Origin of the sequence: Kribbella sp. NPDC050820, assembly GCF_040653975.1 — a bacterium.
In the GTDB taxonomy this organism is placed as follows: Bacteria; Actinomycetota; Actinomycetes; order Propionibacteriales; family Kribbellaceae; genus Kribbella.
Window position 1 is genome coordinate 1 of the sequence record NZ_JBFAHB010000167.1, and the last position, 1,719, is coordinate 1,719.

Annotated in this window: 1 pseudogene; it reads right to left on the minus strand. The window is 73.5% G+C overall.

The features are described from left to right. Positions 1–1,719 (minus strand): annotated as a pseudogene (locus AB0H36_RS48030) (hypothetical protein); the annotation flags it as partial.

Sequence of the window (1,719 nt, forward strand, 5' to 3'; positions counted from 1 at the left end):
GGCTGGATGTGGTCGAGGTCCATGGCGGGGTGGGTTTCGCGGGTGCCGTAGGGGAAGAGTTCGACGGGGTGGGTGAGGCGGACGCGTTCGCGGATCCGGTCGGGGATTTCGTAGGCGTCGACGCTGACGGCGTCGTTGAGGTCGATGACTGGTTTGACGGTGTAGGGGCCGTGGCCGACGAGTTCGCTCAACTGGGTGGCGAGCAGGGGGCCGATGTTCTCGGCGCGCAGGACGCCGGTGCCGGTGGCGAGGGTGTGGTCGGTGAGGTGCACGTAGACCTCGGTCTGCCCGGGCCGCAGGCGGCTGCCCGGCCGCCCCGAGCGCGGGGAGGCGTGGGTGGTGTGGGCGTCGTGGCGGATCTGGGCGAGCCGGGCGTCCAGGGCGCGGCGGGCGGCGGCGTCCATCGGACGACCGTCGTCGTCGGGGTCGGGGCACAGGCCGGGGTCGAACGCCTCGATGGGTTCCCTGGCCGGGGTGTCGAACGGGTCGGGGAGATCGCTGTCGCCGGGGTGGGGCGCGTCACGGTCGGCCTCGTCGTACGGACCGGGCTCGCCCCAGTCGGTCAGCAGGCCATCCTCGTCCGGCCAGCCAGCGCAGCGCTCACCGTCCCGTGCATGATCACGGCGCTGAACACCGCGTTCGGCACCGCGTTCCGGCGCCAGCGTCGCGGGTTTGGTCCGCGCAGGACCCAGGTCGGCGGTCGTGACTTCACCATCGTCGATCGCGCGGCCAGCGGCGGCCCCGCTGATCCGGTCGGCAGCCAGGGCTGGAGCTTGACCGGCAGCCGGGACGACCGGTGGAGTCGCGGACCGGCTGGCCGCGCCGACAGTCGGGGCAGGGGCTTGATCCGTTACGGCTGGAGCCGCAGCCCGACTGGTTGCATCGGCAGTCGGGACTGAGGCCTGATCGACGTCCAGCGCGACTACTGGAGCCGCGGACCGGGTGGTTGCGGCCGCGGTCCGGGTTGGGGGTTGATCCGCGGCCGGGATGACGGGCGAAGCGGCGGGGCGACTGGTTGGAGCGGTGGTGGGGGCGGGAGCGGCCGTGGCGGTGGGTGGGGTGGGGGCGAGGTGTTGGTGGGCTTGGTGGAGGAGTTCTTCGGTGTAGCGGGGGTCGGCGATGATGCCGACGGCGTCGGCGCGGCGGCGCTGCAGGCAGGCGGTGTCGCCGAGGATCTTGAGGGCTTCGGCGATGCTGGTGATCCGGGCGTCGAAACGGATCGCCGCACCGGAGCCGGTGCGGATGAAGATCTTCTTGGTGCCGTGCTCGTCGCAGCGACCCAGGTAGACGCCGCGTTCGCGGGCCCTCTCCGCGGCCTTGGCCCGGGCGGCCTCGGGGTCGGCGTGCTTCTTGGCGGCCTCGACGATCCTGTCCAGCCGGCCGGGGGTGAGGGTGTCGACGACCTTCGCGACGCGGTGGTCGACGGTACGGGCGGCGTCCTCGGACAGGTCCAGGCAGGCGGCGGCGATCTTGCGGGCCTTCCACGGCGTCGCCTGACCGGACTGCACCCGCGCCCAGGTCAGCGGCAGCCGGTGCCGCAGCGCGAGGGCCTGGCCGATGAAGTCCGCGGCGGCACCGGCCGAGATGCCGATCATCGCGCCGAACTCGGCCGGGGCGAACTCGACGATCTCCGGGCAGCCCTCGCCGCCCAGGACGATGGCGCGTTCGCGGCCGTCGCTGGGGCGGCGGGTGGGGCGGGGTGAGCAGGCGCTCGGGTGG